Source organism: Pseudomonas alloputida, assembly GCF_021283545.2.
Taxonomy (GTDB): Bacteria; Pseudomonadota; Gammaproteobacteria; order Pseudomonadales; family Pseudomonadaceae; genus Aquipseudomonas; species Aquipseudomonas alloputida.
On record NZ_CP128540.1, the window covers coordinates 839,899 to 856,662 of the forward strand.

At 63.2% G+C, this 16,764-nt stretch carries 13 protein-coding genes; 8 read left to right on the plus strand and 5 right to left on the minus strand.

Annotation, left to right across the window (positions count from 1 at the left end; all coding sequences use genetic code 11):
• Window positions 1-33: 33 nt before the first annotated feature.
• Window positions 34-2,445 carry a DUF3772 domain-containing protein gene (locus LU682_RS03830; RefSeq protein ID WP_049586377.1) on the plus strand — a complete coding sequence of 804 codons (2,412 nt, stop codon included), beginning with the start codon at window positions 34-36 and terminating at the stop codon, window positions 2,443-2,445.
• A 131-nt stretch (window positions 2,446-2,576) separates the two neighbouring features.
• Here LU682_RS03830 and LU682_RS03835 read toward each other — a convergent pair whose 3' ends face one another.
• From LU682_RS03835 to LU682_RS03845, 3 genes are all read right to left on the minus strand, one after another.
• Complete coding sequence (locus tag LU682_RS03835; protein ID WP_060489542.1) at window positions 2,577-4,007, minus strand: aldehyde dehydrogenase family protein; 1,431 nt, start codon at window positions 4,005-4,007, stop codon at window positions 2,577-2,579.
• Between the two features lie 13 nt (window positions 4,008-4,020).
• Window positions 4,021-5,520: a purine-cytosine permease family protein gene (locus LU682_RS03840; RefSeq protein ID WP_010951957.1), complete on the minus strand. Its 1,500-nt coding sequence runs from the start codon at window positions 5,518-5,520 to the stop codon at window positions 4,021-4,023.
• A 92-nt stretch (window positions 5,521-5,612) separates the two neighbouring features.
• Window positions 5,613-6,002: a nuclear transport factor 2 family protein gene (locus tag LU682_RS03845; RefSeq protein WP_049586379.1), complete on the minus strand. Its 390-nt coding sequence runs from the start codon at window positions 6,000-6,002 to the stop codon at window positions 5,613-5,615.
• Between the two features lie 211 nt (window positions 6,003-6,213).
• Here LU682_RS03845 and ycaC point away from each other — a divergent pair, with 211 nt between their 5' ends.
• The 7 genes from ycaC (at window position 6,214) to LU682_RS03880 (ending at window position 13,751) form a co-directional block, all read left to right on the plus strand.
• On the plus strand, window positions 6,214-6,834 hold the full coding sequence (ycaC, locus tag LU682_RS03850; RefSeq protein ID WP_010951959.1) for an isochorismate family cysteine hydrolase YcaC: 621 nt from the start codon (window positions 6,214-6,216) through the stop codon (window positions 6,832-6,834).
• A 106-nt stretch (window positions 6,835-6,940) separates the two neighbouring features.
• The gene (gene ppk2 / locus LU682_RS03855) at window positions 6,941-7,756 is read left to right on the plus strand and encodes a polyphosphate kinase 2 (protein WP_010951960.1); all 816 of its coding nucleotides are present in this window, start codon (window positions 6,941-6,943) and stop codon (window positions 7,754-7,756) included.
• A gap of 36 nt (window positions 7,757-7,792) precedes the next feature.
• Window positions 7,793-8,989, plus strand: coding sequence for a monovalent cation:proton antiporter-2 (CPA2) family protein (locus tag LU682_RS03860; RefSeq protein WP_010951961.1), 1,197 nt, complete (start codon window positions 7,793-7,795; stop codon window positions 8,987-8,989).
• A gap of 40 nt (window positions 8,990-9,029) precedes the next feature.
• Window positions 9,030-10,127: an AI-2E family transporter gene (locus LU682_RS03865; RefSeq protein ID WP_010951962.1), complete on the plus strand. Its 1,098-nt coding sequence runs from the start codon at window positions 9,030-9,032 to the stop codon at window positions 10,125-10,127.
• A gap of 3 nt (window positions 10,128-10,130) precedes the next feature.
• Window positions 10,131-11,645: an efflux transporter outer membrane subunit gene (locus LU682_RS03870; RefSeq protein WP_010951963.1), complete on the plus strand. Its 1,515-nt coding sequence runs from the start codon at window positions 10,131-10,133 to the stop codon at window positions 11,643-11,645.
• Window positions 11,642-12,739, plus strand: a complete 1,098-nt coding sequence (locus tag LU682_RS03875; RefSeq protein WP_010951964.1) for an HlyD family secretion protein — start codon at window positions 11,642-11,644, stop codon at window positions 12,737-12,739. Before LU682_RS03870 ends, LU682_RS03875 begins: the two co-directional genes overlap by 4 nt.
• Window positions 12,729-13,751, plus strand: coding sequence for a DUF2955 domain-containing protein (locus LU682_RS03880; protein WP_232914930.1), 1,023 nt, complete (start codon window positions 12,729-12,731; stop codon window positions 13,749-13,751). Before LU682_RS03875 ends, LU682_RS03880 begins: the two co-directional genes overlap by 11 nt.
• A gap of 18 nt (window positions 13,752-13,769) precedes the next feature.
• Here LU682_RS03880 and LU682_RS03885 read toward each other — a convergent pair whose 3' ends face one another.
• Together LU682_RS03885 and ychF are read right to left on the minus strand one after the other, a co-directional pair.
• Entirely contained in the window at window positions 13,770-15,482 is a 1,713-nt protein-coding gene (locus LU682_RS03885; protein ID WP_010951966.1) for a SulP family inorganic anion transporter, read from the minus strand.
• 176 nt (window positions 15,483-15,658) lie between these two features.
• Window positions 15,659-16,759, minus strand: a complete 1,101-nt coding sequence (ychF, locus tag LU682_RS03890) for a redox-regulated ATPase YchF (protein ID WP_003247414.1) — start codon at window positions 16,757-16,759, stop codon at window positions 15,659-15,661.
• Window positions 16,760-16,764: the final 5 nt, after the last annotated feature.

Below are 16,764 nucleotides of genomic sequence, written 5' to 3' on the forward strand. Positions count from 1 at the left end.
CCCGCCAAATCGAATTGCAAAGAGGAATATTCGATGAGGCGTGTCAGCCTTGCCCGTTATTGCCCAGGTCTGATTGCCCTGCTGGCCCTGATGCTGTTGCTTGTCAGCCCGGCCTGGTCGGCCCCGGCCACGCCATTGTCCAACCTGGCGGCTGCCGAGGCGCCCGCACTGGACGAAAACGCCAGCCTCGAACAACTGAGCGACCGCTTGGACCTCATCCGCCAAGGCGTCACCAGCGAGGCTAACGACGACGTGCTGTCGCAACTGCGCCTGGGCGCGATGCAGGTTCAGCGTCAAGCTGATGCATTGAGTGCGCTGCGCACTGCCGATGTGGGAAAACTCGACGACCAGCTGAAGGTCATCGGCCCGGCCCAGCCGGACGAGGCCGCTACCCTGACGCAGCAGCGCAAAGCGCTGGAGGCCGAGAAAAAGGCGCTGGTAGCCCAGCAGGATCAGGCCACCAAGCTGACCCAGTCGGCCCGTGACCTGTCCACGCAAATCGTCAACCTGCGCCGCAGCCAGTTCAACTCGCAAATCACCAGCCGCGCAGCCTCGCCGCTGAGCCCGGCGTTCTGGCAGAGCATCATCCGCCCCACCCAGGACGACGTAGCGCGCCTGCGTGACCTGCGCGGGGAGGCGGCCGACGCCATCAGCAGCGCCTTCAGCGCCGAAAACCGCTGGCTGTTCGTTGCCAGCCTGGTGGCGGCGATTCTGGTGTGGACGTTGGTACGGCGCGTGCTTGAACGCTTGCTGGCCAGTGCCATGATCCGTTGGTTGCCGGAGGGCCGCCTGCGCCGCAGCGCCTTGGCTCTGGGCGTTAGCCTGGCAACCCTGGGCACCATCGCCGGCTCGGTGTCTTTGCTGCGCTGGGGGCTGGAAAGCAATGCGCGATTGGGTTCGGATATCACCAGCCTGACCAATCACATTCTTACCCTGGTGGTGTTCAGTGCCTTCATCACAGGCCTGGGCCGCGCCATGCTGATGCTGCAGCGTCCGTCCTGGCGGTTGCCGGCGATCCACGACGAAGTCGCCAGTGCGCTGGGCTGGTTCCCGAAGGTGCTGGCATTGGCACTGATGGTCATGATGACCATGGAGCGCATGAACAGCGTGATCGGTGCCAGCCTGGCGCTGACGGTGGCCGTCAACGGGCTGACCGCGCTGGTGGTGGCGCTCACCTTTGCAGGCGCGCTGCTGTGTTACCGCCGCACCCTGCGCAAGCATGACCTGGAGCGCCCGACGGGCCTGGCCGGGCTGATCCCGTTCGTGATGGTCATCTGGCTGACGTTGATCCTGCTGGCACTGCTCACCGGCTACCTGACACTCGCCTATTTCCTCACCGCCAAGCTGTTGTGGGTCAGCCTGGTGATCACCTGTGCCTACTTGCTGACCACCTTCTTCGGCGACCTGTGCGAAACCCTGCTGTCGCCCCGACAGCCCGGTGGCCTGGCACTGGCGTCGACCCTGGGCCTGGCGCCTCGCCATCAGGCGCAGGCCAGCACCATACTGGCCGGCATCGGCCGCACTGTCGTGCTGTTCCTGGCACTGCTGCTGGTGTTGATGCCGTCGGGTACCAGCCCTAGCGAATTGCTGTTGAGTCTGGGCGACTGGGATGGGACCGGCGGCAAGGTGCTCGGCAACCTGAACATCGTGCCGCAGGACATCCTGCTGGCCTTGGCGATCTTCCTCGGTGGCCTGTTCGCCATCCGTGTGGTCAAGCGCTGGCTGAGCGACCGCCTGCTGCCGGAAACCGAGATGGACGCCGGCATGCGGGCCTCGCTGGTGACCCTGGTGGGTTACCTGGGTTTCCTGTTCCTGGCCATGTTGGTGATGTCGACCTTGCGTATCAACCTCACCAGCCTGACCTGGGTGGTCAGTGCCCTGTCGGTCGGTATCGGTTTCGGTTTGCAGCAGATCGTGCAGAACTTCATTTCCGGCCTGATCCTGCTGACCGAGCGCCCGGTGAAGGTCGGCGACTGGGTCAGCCTGGCGGGTGTCGAGGGTGATATCCGCCGCATCAATGTCCGCGCCACCGAGATCCAGATGTCTGACCGTTCCACGGTGATCGTGCCCAATTCGCAGTTCATCTCGCAGAACGTGCGCAACGTGACCATGGGCAATGCGCTGGGCGTGGTCAGCATTACCTTGACACTGCCGCTGGAGACTGATGCCAACCGCGTCCGGGAGCTGCTGCTGGCGGCTTACCATGAGCATGAGGCGATTCTGGATGCGCCAGCTGCCTCGGTGTCGTTCAAGGACCTGACGGCCAGCGGTATGGTGATTGGTGTGAGTGGCTATGTGGCCGGGCCGCGGCAGGTATCGGGAGCACGCAGCGACCTGCTGTTCACCATTCTTGGCCGGTTGCGTGATGAAGGCATTCCACTGTCTTCGCCGCAGAGCATGGTGCTGGTGCAGGAGGGCGCGCGTCCGGCTGACGAGTCGATGTAGGCATCGGGGGGCAGTCCAGCTGGTAGGAGCGGGGGTGGACACACACCGGAGTTTGGACACAGGCCGCTGTAGGAACGGGTTTACCCGCGAACACCGGCAGAGCCGGTGCCATAACGCGACCCCTTGCGATATCAGCCCAGACAGCGGGTTACATGCTTGATCGACTGATAGGCCGACAACCCCCAAGGCCCCAGCTCACGGCCGATCCCGCTGCCCTTGGTGCCCCCCCAGGACGTTTCGACGAACACCGCCTGCACCGAGTTGATCCACACATGGCCAACCTCCAGCGCATCGGCCACGCGCTCGGCGCGTTCCAGGTCGGCGGAGCATACTGTAGCCACCAGCCCGAAGCGGCTGTCATTGGCTTCGGCAATGGCCTGTTCCTCGGTGGCAAAGCGCCATGCGCAGAGCACCGGGCCAAAGATTTCCTCGGTCCACAGGCGGCTGTCTTTCGGCACATCGGTATACAGCGTCGGGCTGACGAACCAGCCTTCACGGTCCAGTGCATGGCCGCCAGCCAGGCACTGCAAACCTTCTTCCCGCGCCGTGGCAAAGTAGCTGGCCACCTTCAGCCATTGCGCCTGGCTGGTCAGCGGGCCCATGTCGACCTCTTCGGTCAAAGGATTACCCACCCGCAGGTTTTCCAGTGCCGCCTGCAAGCGCGGCAGCAGTGCATCGGCAATGCCGTCCTGCACCAGCAGCCGCGATGTGGCCGAACACATCTGGCCGGCATTCCAGCTGATGCCGGCAACAATCCATTCCACTGCCTGGTCGACATCGCAATCATCGAACACCACGATGGCCGACTTGCCACCCAGTTCCAGCGTCACCGGCCGGCACTGCGCCGAAGCGCTGCGCATCACTTGGCTGCCGACGCTGTTGCTACCGGTGAAGGACAACTTGTCCAGGCCGTTGTGATTGCTCAGCGCGGCGCCGGTCTCGGCCTTGCCGTTGACGATGTTCAGCACCCCGGCGGGCAACCCCAGGGCGTCGGCGATCTGGCCGTAGGCCTGCTCGATCAGCGGGGTGACCTCTGAAGGCTTGAGCACCACGGTGCAACCGGCGGCCAGGGCCGGGGCAAGTTTCCAGGCGCTGGTCACCAACGGGAAGTTCCACGGCACGATCAGGCCGACCACGCCCACCGGTTCAAGGCGGGTGCGGGCGGTGAAACCCGGCGCAGCCAGGGGCACGGTGCGGTTTTTCGATGGCAGCTGCTCGGCCAGCTCGGCGTAATAGCCAAAGGTGGCGATGGCGTCATCCAGGTCAATCTCCGCTTCGTGACGCGGTTTGCCGTTATTGCGCATCTGCACGGTGACAAGCGCTTCGCGGCGCTGCCCGAGCTGTTCGGCAAAACCACGCAGGAAGGCGGCACGTTCACTGGCGCAGGTGCTTTTCCAGGCGGGCAGGGCGCTGCGGGCAGCGGCGACGGCCTGGTCGACCTGGCTCACGCTGGCGGCCATCAGCTCGGCGAACGGTTGCCCCAGCGCAGGGTCGTTGACGCTGATGCAGTCGCTGCCTTGGCCTTCGACCCAATGGCCGGCGATATAGTGGGAAGTGGTCATGATCGGTTTCCAGTCAGGCCATTTCGGCGGTGGTCACAGGCGTATGCGCGGTGCTTTTGCAACGCACCCATCGCGGGCCCAGGGGGCCATAAACGCCAGCAGGTTCAGGGAACAGGTTGAGCAACAGCAGGTACAGCACGCCAGCCAGCCCCAGCGTGACCGGCAGGCTCAGGTCGATGCCGCCCGCCAGGTCACCCAGTGGGCCGACGAACTGCCCCGGCAGGTTGACGAAGCACAGGCCAACCGCCGCGCTGGGGATCCACGCCCCCATGCCGCGCCAGTTCCAGCCGTGCAGGAACCAGTAGTGGCCACCACGCTGGCCGCGGGTGAATACCTGCAGGTCGTCGGCGTGGTAGAAGCCGCGGCGGGTAATCAGGCCAAGGATCATGATCACCATCCACGGGCTGGTGCAGGTAATGATCAGCACGGCAAAGGTCGATACGCTCTGCACGAGGTTGAAGGTGAAGCGGCCAATGAAGATGAAGCCAATCGCCAGCACGCCGATCAGCAGCGTAGCGCCAGCACGGCTGAGCAGGCGCGGGAACACGCTGGACATGTCCAGGCCGGTGCCATACAGCGCGGTGGTGCCGGTGGACATGCCGCCGATCACCGCAATCAGGCACACCGGCAGGAAGAACCAGCTAGGGGCAACTGCCAGCAGGCCGCCGACATAGTTGTTGGCGGCAATGTAGTCCGGCGCCTGGGTGGCGACCAAGGTGGCCGTACACAGGCCGAACAGGAACGGAATCAGCGTCGCCCCCTGTGCCGCGATCACTGCCAGCATGATGCGTGCCTTGGGGGTTTCGCGTGGAATGTAGCGCGACCAGTCACCCAGGAAGGCGCCAAACGACACCGGGTTGCTCATGGCCAGGATCGCCGCGCCGACGAACGCAGCCCAGAAGCCTGCCTGGCCAAGGTTGACGCTGCCTGCGTAGCCGGCATCGAAGGGCCCGGCAAAGGCGACGATGCCCAGCAGGAACAGCAGGCTCGAGGCCCAAACGGCAATCTTGTTGACCCACAGCATGAAGCGGAAGCCAAAGATGCATACCACCAGGACCAGCACCGCGAACAAACCATAGGCCAGGCCGAGGGTCAGGTCGGTCTCTGGCAGGCCGGCCAGGCGCTTGGCACCACCGACCAACGCATCGCCCGAGCTCCACACCGAGAGCGAGAAAAACGCCACCGCCGTAAGCAGCGACAGGAACGAGCCGACGATGCGCCCGTGTACGCCAAAGTGCGCGCCCGATGAAACAGCGTTGTTGGTGCCGTTAAGCGCGCCAAACAGCCCCATCGGTGCAAGGATCAGCGCGCCGATGCCAACGCCAAGCAGAATCGCCCACACACCCGCCTGGAATGACAACCCGAAAAGCACCGGGAAGCTGCCCAGTACGGCGGTAGCGAAGGTATTGGCACCGCCGAAGATCAGGCGGAACAGGTCTAGCGGGGAGGCGTCGCGTTGATCGGCGGGGATCTGTTCGACGCCGTTGGTCTCGATACCGGTCGAGTGGCTCATGGTGGTGCTCCAGCGCGGTTGTTGTAGCCAGCGCAGTGCGCGGGCCTTCTTGTGGGTGCGATGGCAGGGCGGCAGCGCCGCGTAAAGGGTGATCAGGCCGGCGTTACGACCGACAGGTGCTCGTGGCAGGCCAGCCACTGGTCACCATGGCGACGGAAGACGATGGTCTCGCGCTCGCTCAACGGGTGCTCTTCACCGCCGATGCGGATATGCGTGGCCACATCGTGCATGAACACAGCCACGTCGCCTTGCAGGCTTACATGGGCGTTGCCCGATTCGCAGGCAAGCACGGTAAAGCCCTCGGCCTGCCACTGGGCCCACAGCTCTTCATAGGCGCGACGCGACAGCAGCGGATACGGCAAGGTGTGGAACAGAAAGGTGGCGTCTTCGCTGAAGCAAGCGAAATAGCGGGCGGTGTCGTTGCTGGCGAACGCCGCGACGAGGTCGGCGGCGGCTTGCCGCACTTGAAGTGTCTGGTCCACGGGAGTGGCCTCACGGTTTTTTTGTGATTGTGGTGAAGCGATTCTGGTGGCGGTGGGCGAGGGGAAAAATCGCTGGCGGCAAATAATCAGTTCAGAAATTTGTGAACTGATGGGGCACAGGGCAGTACAGGCAAGCCGACTGACGGTCTCTCCCACCCTCCATCCTTGCCTACGCTGATACTCCCAACCCGCTGAAGCAAGGAGATCCACTGTGGCCTTCCAATACAAGCGTCTGGACAAGAACAACGCAGCCGTACTGCTGGTCGACCATCAGACCGGTTTGCTCTCGCTGGTAAGGGACATCGACCCCGACCGCTTCAAGAACAACGTGTTGGCCCTGTCCGACCTGGCCAAATACTTCAAGTTGCCGACCATCCTCACCACCAGTTTCGAGACGGGGCCCAACGGCCCACTGGTGCCGGAACTGAAAGAGCAGTTCCCTGATGCCCCCTACATTGCACGCCCGGGCAACATCAATGCCTGGGACAACGAAGATTTCGTCAAAGCGGTAAAAGCCACCGGCAAGAAGCAGCTGCTGATTGCTGGTGTGGTCACTGAAGTATGCGTGGCCTTCCCGGCCCTGTCGGCATTGGAGGAGGGCTTCGAGGTATTCGTCGTCACCGACGCCTCTGGCACGTTCAACGAACTGACCCGTGACTCGGCCTGGCGACGCATGGAGGCTGCCGGGGCGCAACTGATGACCTGGTTCGGCGTGGCCTGCGAACTGCACCGTGACTGGCGCAACGACATCGAAGGGCTGGGTACCCTGTTCTCCAACCATATCCCGGACTACCGCAACCTGATGACCAGCTACAACAAGCTGGCCAAATAGTGCCTTCTGGGGGCTGCACGACAGCCCCCACATCAATCTGCAAGCGAAGCGGCAAACTGGCATTAATCGACCATACTCACTCTTCATTAGCCTTCAGGAGCGTGTCATGTCGAAGCCGTCCAGGAAGCCCCCCAAAAAACAGCCAGAAAAACTGGGCGGTAAGGCGTACGAAAAAGCGCTCAAGAACCTGCATGTAGAGTTGGTGAAGCTACAGGAGTGGGTGGTCGCCAAGGGCCTGAAGGTATGCATTGTCTTCGAAGGCCGCGATGGCGCCGGCAAGGGCGGCACCATCAAGGCCATTACCGAGCGTGTCAGCCCGCGGGTGTTTCGTGTAGTGGCGCTGCCCGCACCGACCGAGCGGGAAAAGACCCAGATGTACGTGCAGCGTTACCTGGGCCATCTGCCTGCGGCGGGTGAAGTGGTGATCTTCGATCGCAGCTGGTACAACCGTGCGGGCGTTGAGCGGGTAATGGGCTTTTGCTCTGGCGAGCAAGTGGACAAGTTTCTGACCGGAGTACCCGGGTTCGAAAGGGTCATGGTCGATTCAGGGATCATCCTCATCAAGTACTGGCTTGAAGTCAGCGCCGATGAGCAGACCCGGCGCCTGCAGGACCGCATCAACGACGGCCGCAAGCTGTGGAAGTTGTCGCCGATGGACCTCAAGTCGTATAGCCGCTGGGATGAATACACCCAAGCGCGTGACGAAATGTTCCAGGCGTCGGATACCGCTTGGGCACCGTGGTTCATGGCCAATTCCAACGACAAACGTCGCGCCCGGCTGAATATCATCAGCCACCTGCTCAGCCGTATTCCCTACAAGGACATAACCCGCGACCAGCAGGTGAAGCTGCCCAAACGCGGCAAGATCGGCAAGTACAAGGCAGTCGCCTACCCGTTCAAGTTCGTCGAAGAACGCTTCTGAACCCCTCCCAGCAGGGAGCTGCGAAGGTACGAGCTCATGCCACATGACGGCAGCCTGTTGCAGGCGACGGTGGTATTCCTTTTGGCGGTGGTACTTCTGGTACCGCTGGCGCAGCGTCTGAAAATGGGCGCAGTACCGGGATACCTGTTGGCGGGTATCCTGATTGGTCCGTCGGTGTTTGGCCTGCTCGGCAACCCGGACAACGTGGCGCGGCTGTCGGAAATGGGCGTGGTCATGCTGTTGTTCGTGATTGGCCTGGAGCTGTCCCCAAAGCGTCTGTGGACCATGCGCCGGGCGCTATTTGGCGTCGGCAGCTTGCAAGTGGGGCTGACCGCTGTGCTGCTTGGGCTACTGGCATTCTGGCTGTTCGACCAATCGAAACCTGCCGCCATCGTGCTGGGCCTGGGCCTGGCGCTGTCGTCCACTGCCTTTGGCTTGCAGGTACTGGCCGAGCGCAAGGACCTGGGCAAACCTCATGGCCGCATGGCCGTGGCCATCCTGCTGTTCCAGGACATTGCCGCCATTCCCTTGATTGCCGTGGTGCCGCTGCTCGGTGGCGATGTCAGCACTGCTGACGAAGGTGCCTGGCCCTTGCTGGCTGTGGTTGTCGGCATTGGTGTGCTGATTGTTTTTGGCCGTTATCTGCTGACCCCGATATTCAAGTGGACGGTGGGTTCGGGCCTGCCTGAACTGTCGACCGCCACGGCCTTGCTGGTCGTGCTGGGCACCGCTTGGTTGATGGAGCATGTGGGTGTGTCGATGGCGCTGGGGGCCTTCCTGGCCGGTGTGCTGATGGCCGAGTCGCCGTTTCGCCACGAACTGGAAACCCAGATCGAGCCGATCAAAGGCCTGTTTCTTGGATTGTTCTTCGTTGGCGTAGGTATGAGTGCCGACTTGCGCCTGCTGTTCGGCATGCCGCTGATGGTGTTGGGCCTGACGTTGCTGCTGGTCGCCATCAAGCTGCCCTTGTTGTATGGCCTGGGGCGCACGATGGGTGGGCTCAACAAGTCCCAGGCGCTCTGCCTGGGCGTTGTGCTGGCTTCGGGGGGCGAGTTCGCCTTCGTGGTGTTCAAGCTGGCGCTGGAGCACCAAGTGCTCACGCAAGCAGTACACGACCTGCTGGTGCTGGCCATCACCTTGTCGATGGCGGTGGTGCCCTTGGTCATGATGGCCTTGGCGCGGCAGCTGCACGATGACAGCCCTGTGCAGGCATCCCCTGAAACGGGGCAGTGAACTGCGCCGTGCTGGTGCACTGAATATCGGGAGATGAATCATGCAGTCGAGTTTCAAGTTGGACAGCGCCCTTTCGCGGGGCTTGCTCGATGTGCTCATCAAGGCCGGTCTGGTGGCAGCCTTGGTGATCTTCGCCTTCCAGGTGTTCCAGCCGTTCCTGGAGTTGATGCTGTGGGCGGTGATTCTGGCGGTCACCTTGTACCCGTTGCATTGCCGCATCCAGCACCGCACCGGGCTCAAGCAAGGCTATGCGGCGACGCTGGTGGTGCTATTGGTTCTGGTGCTGCTGCTGGTGCCTATCTACCTGGTGGTGATGTCCATCGGCGAATCGGTGGACAGCCTGGTGACGCTACTCAAGAGCGGCGCCTGGAGCGTACCGGTCCCGCCTGATTCCGTGGCGGCCTGGCCACTGATCGGGCCGAAGGTGCACGCGCTGTGGTTGGCGGCCTCCGAAAACATGGCCAGTGTACTGAATCAGTGGATGCCCCAGATCAAGGGGGCCGGGCTAACGGTGCTGGGCGCTGCGGCGAGCGCCGGCGGGGCCTTCCTTCTGTTCATCGGCGCAATCATCATTTCCGGGGTCATCATGGCCTTCGGTGAACGAGGTGAAATCGCTACCCAACGCATCGCCATGCGGGTTTCAGGCGCAGAGCGCGGTAAACCCTTGGCCACGCTGTGCACGGCCACCATTCGCGCGGTGGCGCAAGGGGTGATCGGCATTGCCTTCATCCAGATGTTGCTGATCGGTGTCGGCTTTGTCGTAAAAGGTGTTCCCGGTGCCGGGATGCTGGCCATCGTCATCCTCATGCTGGGCATTGCACAGGCCCCGGCGACGCTGGTGACCTTGCCGGTGATCATTTATGTGTTCAACGCCGAAGGCTTCACGGTGGCGACCATCATTTTTGCCATCTACACCTTCGTCGCCGGCCTTGCCGACAACGTGCTCAAACCGCTGCTGCTGGGGCGCGGGGTTGATGTACCGATGCCGGTGGTACTGATCGGGGCATTAGGTGGCATGGTGGTCAAAGGCATCATCGGCTTGTTTATCGGCCCGGTAATCCTCGGCGTGACGTACGTGCTGTTCTGGCAATGGGTTGCGCTGCAGGTGCCGGAGCAACCGGCACCCCCTGCCGCCTGAGCCATGCCCAACCGCTGCTATGGCCTGGGGCTGCTGATGGTGCTGGCCGGTTGCACTCAGGTTGGTCCGGATTTCGAGAAGCCCCAAGCGCCGTGGCTGGACGGTTGGAGCACGCCCATGATCGAGCAGGCAGGGCGCAGCGCGGCGGCGCCCGACCTGCGTCAGTGGTGGGCGGTGTTTGCCGACTCGACCCTGGACGCGCTGATAGCCGAGGCCGATGCCAACAACACCAACCTGCGCGTGGCTGGCCTGCGTATCGCTGAAGCCCGTGCCCAGTTGGCCATCGTGCAGACCGGGCGTTATCCGCAGCTGCAGCAACTGAGTGCGCAAAGCCTGTACCTGAAGCAGGATCAGTCTGGTACGCCTTCGGCCCGTGATTCGGTGTTCTGGCAATCCAGCGTGGGCTTCGACATCGGCTGGGAAATTGACTTCTGGGGCCGCTTCAGTCGCGCCATCGAAAGCGCCGATGCCGTCTACTTCGCCTCCCAGGCCAACTACGCCGATGCCATGCTGCTGCTGCGTGCGCAAGTGGCCGACACCTACTTTGCCCTGCGTACCGCCGAAGCGCGGCTGGCGATCGCACAAGAGAACGCCAAGCGCCAGGCGCGTAGCCTGGAGATTACCGAGCGGTTGTTCCGCCACGGCGAAAACGACGAGCTCGACTGGCAGCAGGCGCGTACTCAATACCTGGCGACCCTGGCCACCATTCCCGAGTTCGAGAACCAGCTCAACGCCCTGCGCAACATACTGTGCTCGCTGCTTGGCCGCCCGCCCGGGCCGCTGCCGCAGCTGGAGGCCGGGCATGGCCAACTGCCCTTGCCCAACCGGGCAGTGTTGCAGGATGTACCTGCCAGCCTGCTGCAGCGCCGCCCGGACATCCGCGCCGCCGAGCAGGCAGTGGCGGCGCAGTCGGCGCTGGTCGGGGTGGCCGAGGCCGATCTTTATCCACAGCTGAGCTTGCTCGGCAGTATCGGCTGGACCTTCCTATCGGCCAATCATCTGCCCGACACCTTCGACCTGGCGGCTGGCCCAAGCCTGATCTGGAACCCGTTCGACTATGGCCGGCGCAAGAACACCGTACGTGTGGAAGATGCTCGGTTACAGCAACTGATCGAGTTGTACCAGCAGGGCGTGCGCGAAGCCGCCCGTGAGGCCGACGATGCTGCCAGCGGGCTGGTGCGCTCGCTGCAGAGTGCAACCATTCGCGAGCAGGCCTCTCAGGCTGCACAGCGCTCGCTGAATCTGGCCAGCTCGCAGTATCGCGAAGGCTTCGCCGATTTTCAGCGGGTGCTCGATGCTCAGCAACTGCTGTTGCAGCAACAGGACGGCTACCTGGTCAGCCGTGGCAACGCGGTCAGCAGCCTGGTGACGTTGTACAAGGCCCTGGGCGGTGGTTGGGACGCCAGCCGCGCGCCGATCGACCCGGCCACCCGCCAGCAAATGCAGCAACGCACCGACTGGGGCGAGTTGCTCGACGAGCCAGCCCCCACCGCGCATGCACAAGGTGAAACCGAATGAGCGACGCCACGCCAACGCCGCCCCCATCAGCCCCGGATCGCGGCATACGCTGGGTGCTGCTGCTGATTGCCGTCAGCCTGCTCTGGTACTTGCTGGCTGACCGCTATACGCCGTACACCCAGCAAGCTCGCCTGCAGGCTTACGTAGTCCCGGTGGCCGCCGAAGTGGCCGGGCAGATCAAGCGTGTGGCCGTAGGCAACAACCAGGAGGTGCGCCAGGGCGATGTGCTGTTCGAACTCGATCAGGAGCAGTACCGCATTGCCTTGGCCCGTGCCGAAGCCGACCTCGATACCGTGCGGCGGCAGATCGGCGCCAGTACCGCTGGTATCGATTCGGCGCAAGCAGCGCTGGTGGCCGCCCAGGCCAACGAACGCAAGGCGCGGCAGGACGCCGAGCGCCTCAAACGGCTGATTGACGAAGACCCCGGTACGGTGTCGGTGCGCCGTCTGGAAGGCGCCCAGGCCACCCGTGACCAGGCCATCAGCCAAGTGGCGGCGGCCCGCGCCGAGGTGGAGCGCGCCCGTGAGCAGCAGGGCGGGGCACAGGAAGACAACGCCCAACTGCGCAGTGCCGCGGCCAATTTGGAAAAGGCCCGCCTGGACCTTGCCCGTACTGTGGTGCGTGCCGACGCAAACGGCCTGATCACCGACCTGCGCACAGACGTTGGCCACTATGTCGGGGCAGGTAGCCCGATGATGACCCTGATCAGTATCCATGACGTGTGGATAAGTGCCGACATGACCGAGAACAACCTCGGTCGCTTGCGCCCTGAAACCCCGGTGCTGGTGGTGCTCGATGCGCTACCGGGCACCGTGTTGAAAGGGCGTATACGCAGCATTGGCTATGGCGTGAGCGTGGGGCAGAGCACGCCGCCGGGTACGCTGCCGACCGTGCAGAATAGCCGCGAGTGGCTGCGTTCGGCGCAGCGCTTTCCGGTGATTATCGAACTGGAGCGCGATCAGCTTCAGGACAAGACCGTGCTGCGGGTCGGTGGGCAGGCCGAGGTCATGGCCCTGCCTAGCGAAGGCAACCCACTGAACCTGCTGGGCCGGTTGTTCATGTGGCTGATGAGCTGGCTGTCGTATGCCTATTGAATTGCGCCGCCTGCGCGCACTGCGCCTGGCCTGGGGCGTGGCGCTGTGCCTGGCGGTGAGCTTTGGTATCGGCTTGCCGGTGCCGATCCTGGCGCCGGTGTTTGCGGTGCTGTTGCTGGCCATGCGCAGTCAGCCATTGCCCCTGCGTGCAGAACCGGCCCTTGCGCTACTGGTGCTGCTCGCTTGCGGCAGCGGGTTGCTGCTGATTCCGCTGTTGCGCCATGCTCCGTTGGCCGGGGTGTTACTGGTCGGGGTGGGTGTTTTCCTGACCTTGCGCTATGCGCTGAAGGGCGGCAACGGCCTGCTGGCCAACCTGCTGGTGGTCGGCCTGACCATGATCGCTGCTGCCGGCACCAGTGACTTCACCCTGGCATTGTCGGTGGTCGAAGCGCTGGCCAAAGGCATGCTGCTGGCAGTGCTGGGCACGTCGGTGGTGCATACGTTGTTCCCCGAACCTGCCAATGCGCCAGCACCGCCGGTGCCGCCGCTGCTGGGTAGCGAGCATGTCAGCTGGGTGGCGCTGCGTGCCACGTTGATCGTGATGCCGGCCTTTCTGCTGGCATTGATCGCCCCTGATCAGTACATGCCGTTGATCATGAAGGCCGTGAGTGTGGGGCAACAAGCAGGCGAAACCCGCGCGCGGCACGCCAGCCGGGAGCTGATCGGTTCAACCTTGCTTGCCGGGGTGTTGGCGATAGCGCTGTGGGTAGCGCTGAGCCTGTTCGTTCACCTGTGGATGTTCTTCTTGTGGGTACTGCTGTTCGCCCTTTGGCAGGCTCGGCGCCTGTACCAGGCGGTGCCGAGCCGGCAGAGCCCGGCGTACTGGGTCAGTTGCCTGACGACCATGTTGATCTTGCTGGGGCAGTCGGTGCAGGACAGTGCAGGTGGGCAGGATGTGTACAAGGCATTTGCGGTGCGTATGGCGCTGTTTCTGGCGGTGTCGGTGTATGCCAGCGCCATGTTGATCTGGATTGACCGGCTTCGGAGTCGGCGCGGGCTTCTTCGCGGTTAAGCCCGCTCTCCAGGCAATTCAGGGCTGCCAATCAACCCCACTCTCTTCCAGATAGGCATCCACCGCGGCGCCCACCGTCGGATGAAAAGCCTTCTCCCCCATATGTTCGAACAACTCGAACTGGCGCATCTTGTCCTTCACCGGGTCCTTCATTTCGGCGAACTGCAACTCCACCCCCCGCGCCTCCAATGCCCGGTCCAGCTCGGCCAGCATGTCCGCCGAAGTGATATCGATACTGGTCACAGGCTCAGCGGCAATTACCACCCGCTGCACAGGCGTTGGCGACGCGTCCACCGCCGCCATCACTGTGTTCTGGAACTGCTCGGCGTTGGCAAAGAACAACGGCGCGTCCCAGCGCAGCAGCACCAGCCCTGGAATACGCCGGGCCTGTGGATAACGCTGTATGTCATGGTAGCCGCGCAGCCCATCGGCCCGGCCGAGCACTGCGTAATGCGGCCGCCAGCCGTCCCACAGGAACTCGATCACCGACACCGCCACTGCAATGCAGATACCGGGAATGGCGCCGAACACCGCCACGCCGACAAAGCAGGTGAACGACAGCCAGAACTCCCACTGCTGCATGCGGAAGATACGCTTGAGGTCGGCAAATTCGAACAGCCCCAGTGCAGCGGCAATCACCACCGCAGCCAAAGCGCTGTTAGGCAGGTGCTGCATCAGATTGGGCGCTACCAGCAGCAACAGGGTTACCGCCAGGGCGCCGATGATGCCGGTGAGCTGGGTCTGCGAGCCGGCAGCTTCGGCCACTGGGGTGCGTGACGAACTGCTGCTGATCGGGATGCCCTGAAACAGCCCCGAGGCCACGTTGGCCACGCCCAGACCGAACATTTCCTGGTTGGGGTTTACCCGCATCTTGAGGCGCGCGGCATAGGAGCGTGACAGCACACTGGTGTCGGCGAACGACACCAGCGCCACTGCAATCCCGCCCAGTAGCACCTCGACCAGGTCAATGTCGCTGACCCAGGGGAAGACGAAGCCGGGCAGGCCCTGAGGCAATTGCCCGAGTACCTTGACGCCCATCTGATCGAGGTTGAACACGCTCACTGCCAGCGTCGCCAGTACCACGGCGATCAGGATGCCCGGCAGGCGCTTGAACGGTTTGAGCAGCAGAATCAGCGCCAGGCTACCGGCACCCACGACAAAGCTTGGCCAGTGCCCTTGGCCGGCGTATAGCGCCTGGCCCAAGTACCAAAGGTCGCGCAAGGGGCCTTCGCTGTCGACTTTGATGCCGAAAAGCTTGGGCAACTGGCTGATCAATACGGTCAGGGCGATGCCGTTCATGTACCCATAGCGGATGGGCTTGGACAGCAACTCGGTGATAAAGCCCAGGCGCAGCAGCCCGGCAATCACACAGAACGCCCCGGCGACCAGCGCCATCATGCTGGCGATGGCGATCGCCCGCTGCGGGTCGCTGGCGGCGTATTGCACCACCACAGCCAGGATAGGCGCGGCCAGCGCCGAGTCCGGGCCCAGCACCAGGATACGGCTGGGACCGAACAGGGCATAGGCCAGCAGGGGGATGATGGTAGCGTACAGGCCATAGATACCGGGGACGCCGGAAGCCTCGGCGTAGGCGATGCCCACAGGCACGAGCATGGTGGTGAGCACCAGGCCGGCGGCGATGTCCTTGGGTAGCCAGGCTGCCTTGTAGTGGAGCAGGGTGACCAGGCCGGGTAACCAGCGTTGCCAGTCGAAACGAGTGGGTTGGGGCATGGTGTCGGCTCTGGGCGAGAAGGGCGCTGAACCTCAGCTTAGATGCTGAAGGCGGGGGCCGCTTTGCGGCCTGGCACGACGCAAGGCCGCCCCTGCCAAGGGCGCGCATGTCTGGGCAAAACAAAACCCCTTGAAGCGCAAGCCTCAAGGGGTTTGTGTGTGCTGCAGGTTACCGCTTAGACGTTAAAGCGGAAGTGCATCACGTCGCCGTCTTTGACGATGTAGTCTTTGCCTTCCAGACGCCACTTACCGGCTTCCTTGGCACCGGCTTCACCCTTGAACTGGATGAAGTCGTCATAGGCCACCACTTCAGCGCGGATGAAGCCTTTTTCGAAGTCGGTGTGGATAACGCCGGCTGCCTGCGGGGCAGTGGCACCGACGCGAACGGTCCAGGCGCGTACTTCCTGCACGCCGGCAGTGAAGTAGGTCTGCAGGTTCAGCAACTCGTAACCGGCGCGGATCACGCGGTTCAGGCCAGGCTCTTCCAGGCCCAGGGCCTCGAGGAACATGTCCTTCTCTTCACCGTCTTCCAGCTCGGCGATTTCCGCTTCGATCTTGTTGCACACCGGCACCACTACCGCGCCTTCTTCCTCGGCAATGGCCTTGACCACGTCCAGGTGCGGGTTGTTGTCGAAGCCGTCTTCGGCCACGTTGGCGATGTACATCACCGGTTTGCTGGTCAGCAAGTGGAAGCCACGGATGACGGCCTTTTCGTCGTCAGCCATGTGCTTCATCAGGCTGCGCGCAGGCTTGCCTTCGGTAAAGTGTGGAATCAGCTTTTCCAGAATGGCCTTTTGCGCCAAGGCGTCCTTGTCGCCGCCCTTGGCGTTGCGGGCTACCTTCTGCAGTTGCTTTTCGCAGCTGTCGAGGTCGGCGAAGATCAGTTCGAGGTCGATGATCTCGATGTCACGCTTGGGGTCGACGCTGTTGGAAACGTGGATCACGTTCTCGTCTTCGAAGCAGCGCACCACGTGGGCAATGGCGTCGGTCTCGCGGATGTTGGCGAGGAACTTGTTGCCCAGGCCTTCGCCTTTCGAGGCACCGGCAACCAGGCCGGCGATGTCGACGAATTCCATGGTGGTCGGCAGGATGCGGTTTGGCTTGACGATTTCAGCCAGCGCAGCCAGGCGAGCGTCGGGCATGGGCACGATGCCGCTGTTCGGCTCGATGGTGCAGAAAGGGAAATTCTCCGCCGCGATGCCAGACTTGGTCAGGGCGTTGAACAGGGTGGACTTGCCGACGTTGGGCAGGCCGACGATGCCGCAATTGAAACCCATGGGTA

What these genes read in the sequence shown, in the direction of transcription:
- LU682_RS03830 (WP_049586377.1), top strand. Translation starts at nt 34, where the DNA reads ATGAGGCGTGTCAGCCTTGCCCGTTATTGCCCAGGTCTGATTGCCCTG.
- LU682_RS03835 (WP_060489542.1), bottom strand. Translation starts at nt 4,007, where the DNA reads ATGACCACTTCCCACTATATCGCCGGCCATTGGGTCGAAGGCCAAGGC.
- LU682_RS03840 (WP_010951957.1), bottom strand. Translation starts at nt 5,520, where the DNA reads ATGAGCCACTCGACCGGTATCGAGACCAACGGCGTCGAACAGATCCCC.
- ppk2 (WP_010951960.1), top strand. Translation starts at nt 6,941, where the DNA reads ATGTCGAAGCCGTCCAGGAAGCCCCCCAAAAAACAGCCAGAAAAACTG.
- LU682_RS03860 (WP_010951961.1), top strand. Translation starts at nt 7,793, where the DNA reads ATGCCACATGACGGCAGCCTGTTGCAGGCGACGGTGGTATTCCTTTTG.
- LU682_RS03865 (WP_010951962.1), top strand. Translation starts at nt 9,030, where the DNA reads ATGCAGTCGAGTTTCAAGTTGGACAGCGCCCTTTCGCGGGGCTTGCTC.
- LU682_RS03870 (WP_010951963.1), top strand. Translation starts at nt 10,131, where the DNA reads ATGCCCAACCGCTGCTATGGCCTGGGGCTGCTGATGGTGCTGGCCGGT.
- LU682_RS03875 (WP_010951964.1), top strand. Translation starts at nt 11,642, where the DNA reads ATGAGCGACGCCACGCCAACGCCGCCCCCATCAGCCCCGGATCGCGGC.
- LU682_RS03880 (WP_232914930.1), top strand. Translation starts at nt 12,729, where the DNA reads ATGCCTATTGAATTGCGCCGCCTGCGCGCACTGCGCCTGGCCTGGGGC.
- LU682_RS03885 (WP_010951966.1), bottom strand. Translation starts at nt 15,482, where the DNA reads ATGCCCCAACCCACTCGTTTCGACTGGCAACGCTGGTTACCCGGCCTG.
- ychF (WP_003247414.1), bottom strand. Translation starts at nt 16,759, where the DNA reads ATGGGTTTCAATTGCGGCATCGTCGGCCTGCCCAACGTCGGCAAGTCC.